This is a genomic window from Limosilactobacillus sp. (assembly GCF_041859915.1).
GTDB lineage: Bacteria > Bacillota > Bacilli > Lactobacillales > Lactobacillaceae > Limosilactobacillus.
The window spans coordinates 1-3,882 of sequence record NZ_JBFLGB010000095.1 but is presented as its reverse complement, the minus strand read 5'-3'; the positions used below and the strand labels follow the sequence as shown (position 1 = coordinate 3,882).

Below are 3,882 nucleotides of genomic sequence, written 5' to 3'. Positions count from 1 at the left end.
GATTGGCCCAAGGATATTACCTTGCATAGCCATTGAAGCACCTAAAGCTCCGACAATTGGACGAACCGTGTACCAGAATACAGGGTCACCAACACCGGCTAAAGGCCCCATCATACCAACTTTAACACCTTGAATTGCTTCATCTTGAACTGGAACACCGTTAGCTTTATCCTCTTCCAAAGCTAAGGTAACACCAATAACTGGTGAAGCTAAGTACGGGTGCGTATTAAAGAATACCAAGTGTCTCTGTAAAGCAGCAGACAAGTCTTTCTTATTTGGATACAATTTTCTCAATGCTGGAATCATTGAGTAAACATAACCACCGTTCTGCATTCAACCACGCGTCCAAGTCCACCATCCCAAGCTCGCGATGGTCAGTATGATGCTGGGGGCTTTCGTTGGAATGTTTAGTGAAACCTCACTAAACATTGCCCTACCCCAACTCATGGCCGAGCTCCACGTTAGCCAGGCTAGCATACAATGGCTGGTCACTGGCTATATGCTAGTAATTGGTATTATTTTACCGCTCTCTAGTATTTTGACGAAATGGTTCAGTACCCGCCAAATCATTATTTTCGGCCTCAGTGCCTTTACCCTTGGTGCAATTATTTCTGCCATTGGTAATGTGTTTTCCATGGTTCTGTTAGGCCGGATGATTCAAGGTATCGGTACTGGCTTAGTTCTACCCCTGATGTTTACGGTGGTAATGCAAATTTTCCCACCGCAAAAAATTGGTGCAGTGATGGGCATGTGTGCCTTAGTAATCATGTTTGCGCCAGCAATCGGTCCTACCTTAACCGGTTTAATTCTAAATGTCGCTTCCTGGCATTGGATTTTCTGGTCATTCGTGCCATTCCTGTTGATCGCTTTAGGATTTGCGATTACTTCGTTAGAGAACGTTAACGAATTGACTAAACCGCATGTCGACTTTATTTCAATTATTGAATCTATTGTCGGCTTTAGTGCCCTAATCGGTGGTGTAAGTTTAGCCAGTCGCGATGGCTGGGCCGCTATCTCAGTAATTGCTTGCTTAGTTATCGGTTTAATCGCTTTAGTATTATACTGTCACCGTCAATTGCACTTAGAAAATCCAATTTTGAACCTGCGCATTTTTAAATATCAGGAATTTCGTACCGGCGCGATTATCGTCATGGTCGATTTTGCTATTATTCTGTCAGCAATGTACTTATTGCCGCAATACATTCAAAATGGTCTTTTATTGCCTGTCGCTTTAACCGGGATCATTATGCTTCCTGGTGGCGTGATCAACGCCCTGGTTTCAGCTTTTGCCGGTCGCTTGTATGACAATACTGGGGCCAAATTGCCTGTTCGTCTAGGCATGGTAATCGCCCTTGTCGGCGTGATCCTTTTGATCTTTGCTAATGATCATAGCAACATTGGCTACGTGATCTTTGCCCACATTGTTTTAATGATTGGTTGCCCATTAGCAATGTCACCAGCACAGACCAGTGCGCTAAACGCATTGAGTGGTCGTGAATCCAGTGACGGCAGTACGATCCTAAATACGATGCAGCAAATCATTGGTGCCCTAGCCACTGCCCTGGCAACTAGCTTCTTAGAAATTGGCCGGGTTAGTGCAGCTGGCACTTCTCATGCATACGCTTTTACTAATGGTGTGCACTTTGGCTTGTACTTTACGTTCGCCTTAGTCATCATCGGTTTAATCGCCAGTTTCCAGATTAAGGATCAAGAACGTTAAGCCTCAACCAATGCTATACTAGAAATAATAGTTAGTTAAAGAAGGCAATAAATTGAATAAACACAGCTTAACCATTGATCAAGACTTTTTTGATAGCCGCTATGCTGGTGAAGAACGTGATGATGCTAATGCCAACGAATTAAGCGTTCAACCCGATGGCGGTGACCATAATCGTTTGAGCCTCCTCCTTACTAATTGGGATGCTCAGGGTCATGAATTTGATAACACCTTCTCCTTAACGAAAGAAGAAGCTCGAATCTTGGGGACCATGTTAACCCAGTGGAGTCAAAAATAACGTTAAACTGTATTAATAAGCACGTGATTAACTAATCATAGTTGGTCACGTGTTTTTTCTAAATCCTGACATGTTAGAATGATGATTAGTAATTTGTGAAAAAGGGGCTTATTATGACTTTCTATACCATTTCATACCTCGAAAATCATCAGCAGATAAATCAATTGATTAACAATATCGTGATGATCGTTTTTCTAATTTTGCTGGCATTTATGTTCATTAAGTATTTCCGTCACCGACTTGTCACCCGTTATCGGGATTTTGGCATCATTTTCTTTCTCCTCTTGCTCTTGTTTGCCGGTTTTCAAATCACCGACATGGAAAAGAACTCGACCAAACAAGTGCAGTCATCACAGATGGTACCTTTCATTAAGGCGGTAGCCGTTGACCATCACGTCAAGCAAAGCCAGGTCGTCGTTAACTCAACCACATTAACGGACGGCATCATCGTGCGCATTAAGGATGAAGATTACCGGGTTAACTTATCAGAGAACGGTGACAACTATACCCTCACACGCGCCCATGTCGTTAATCACAAAGTTAATTTGGAAAAATAGGGGGGCAATTTAATGGATACGTATAGTTTAATCATCATCAAATTTGTCTTAGGCATGGTTTGCCTAATCCTACAAATTAACTTGTTAGGCAAAGGCAACCTCGCCCCGACATCTGCCATTGACCAGGTACAAAACTATGTCCTTGGTGGGATTATCGGTGGCATCATCTACAACAGCCAGGTAACAGTATTGGAATTTATTATGGTCCTATTAATTTGGACTATCATTGTTTTCGTGATTAAGGTTGCTAAAGAAAACAACCACTGGGTGCGCAGCGTCATTGATGGTAACCCACGGATACTTATCCGCAACGGCCACCTATTGGTCAAGAATTGTCTCAAAGCCGGTATGACCGCTAATGACTTGATGTTTCAGCTCCGCAGTCGTGGGATCGACCAAGTGTCCAAGGTGAAAAGTGGGATTCTTGAACAAAATGGTCAACTCATCATCATCGAAAACGACGAACATAACGTCCGCTTCCCCATCATTAGTGACGGACAACCAAACCAAGATGTTTTGGAATTGATTCATCGTGATTCTGATTGGTTGCAAAATCAGGTCGAGCAAGCCGGTTACCAGCGCATCGAAGATATCTACCTTGGTGAATACGTTCAAGGAAAGTTAACTTTAACCCCCTACCCTAAAAACTAAATATTATGAAAACAATGAGGGCCACCAGCGTTTCTGCATCGCTGATGGCCCTTTTTTTCTTTATTATGCTCGTTTTCTGTGATACCAGATGATTGAAATCACGGCTGCCACTGCCGTCCAGATTAAGCCGATGAGACTAATCAATGCACCCTGACTAAATCCAGGCAAGTGGTAAGTAAAGCGGATTCGATGACTGCCAGCAGTTAAGCGCAGGCCCAGAAAAGCCTGGTTCGTCCGCAATACTTTGGCTGGCTTACCGTCAACCGTGGCCGTCCAGCCGTCGGAATAAGGAATTGATGAAGTAAGGATTCCTGACCGTTGTGTAGTAATCTTCCCGCTGAAGGTATTCTGACCGAACTGGAGGTCTTGAATGCCATGCTTTTGAATTGTTGCCACTTCGCGGTCGTACTTAGCACCAAGATTTTCCGCCACTACTTGGTACTTCAAGCTGTAGTTACCGAGCTTGGATGGCTCGAATGACAGTTTTTGTGGCAAACTACCACGATAATAGCCAATGTTAATCGTGCCATTCTTTACCCGTTTAAAGAGTGACAACACGCTTTGCTTGGCCTGACTAACTTCCGCCGTCCCAAAACGACTACCAAAGAAGAGCTTAAAGGAAATGTCTGGTGAGCCATTGATGACGTGGTAACGCCAAT

General features: G+C 43.6%; 5 protein-coding genes and 1 pseudogene. 4 read left to right on the top strand and 2 right to left on the bottom strand.

Annotated elements, in window-relative coordinates:
- Positions 1-333, bottom strand: a pseudogene (locus ACEYV4_RS09175) (PTS system mannose/fructose/sorbose family transporter subunit IID); the annotation flags it as partial.
- Positions 334-370: 37 nt separating this feature from the next.
- On the opposite strand from ACEYV4_RS09175, the gene ACEYV4_RS09170 reads away from it, so the two are divergent.
- The 4 genes from ACEYV4_RS09170 (at position 371) to ACEYV4_RS09155 (ending at position 3,223) form a co-directional block, all read left to right on the top strand.
- A complete protein-coding gene (locus ACEYV4_RS09170; protein WP_373842985.1) occupies positions 371-1,720 on the top strand; it encodes a DHA2 family efflux MFS transporter permease subunit in 1,350 nt (449 codons plus the stop codon).
- Positions 1,721-1,772: 52 nt separating this feature from the next.
- The gene (locus tag ACEYV4_RS09165) at positions 1,773-2,015 is read left to right on the top strand and encodes a hypothetical protein (protein ID WP_373842984.1); all 243 of its coding nucleotides are present in this window, start codon (positions 1,773-1,775) and stop codon (positions 2,013-2,015) included.
- 113 nt (positions 2,016-2,128) lie between these two features.
- On the top strand, positions 2,129-2,572 hold the full coding sequence (locus tag ACEYV4_RS09160; protein WP_373842983.1) for a DUF3290 domain-containing protein: 444 nt from the start codon (positions 2,129-2,131) through the stop codon (positions 2,570-2,572).
- Between the two features lie 12 nt (positions 2,573-2,584).
- Positions 2,585-3,223 carry a DUF421 domain-containing protein gene (locus ACEYV4_RS09155; RefSeq protein WP_373842982.1) on the top strand — a complete coding sequence of 213 codons (639 nt, stop codon included), beginning with the start codon at positions 2,585-2,587 and terminating at the stop codon, positions 3,221-3,223.
- A gap of 63 nt (positions 3,224-3,286) precedes the next feature.
- On the opposite strand, the gene ACEYV4_RS09150 is transcribed toward ACEYV4_RS09155, so the two are convergent.
- On the bottom strand, positions 3,287-3,882 hold a 596-nt coding region (locus tag ACEYV4_RS09150; RefSeq protein WP_373842981.1), incomplete at its 5' end, for a YfhO family protein.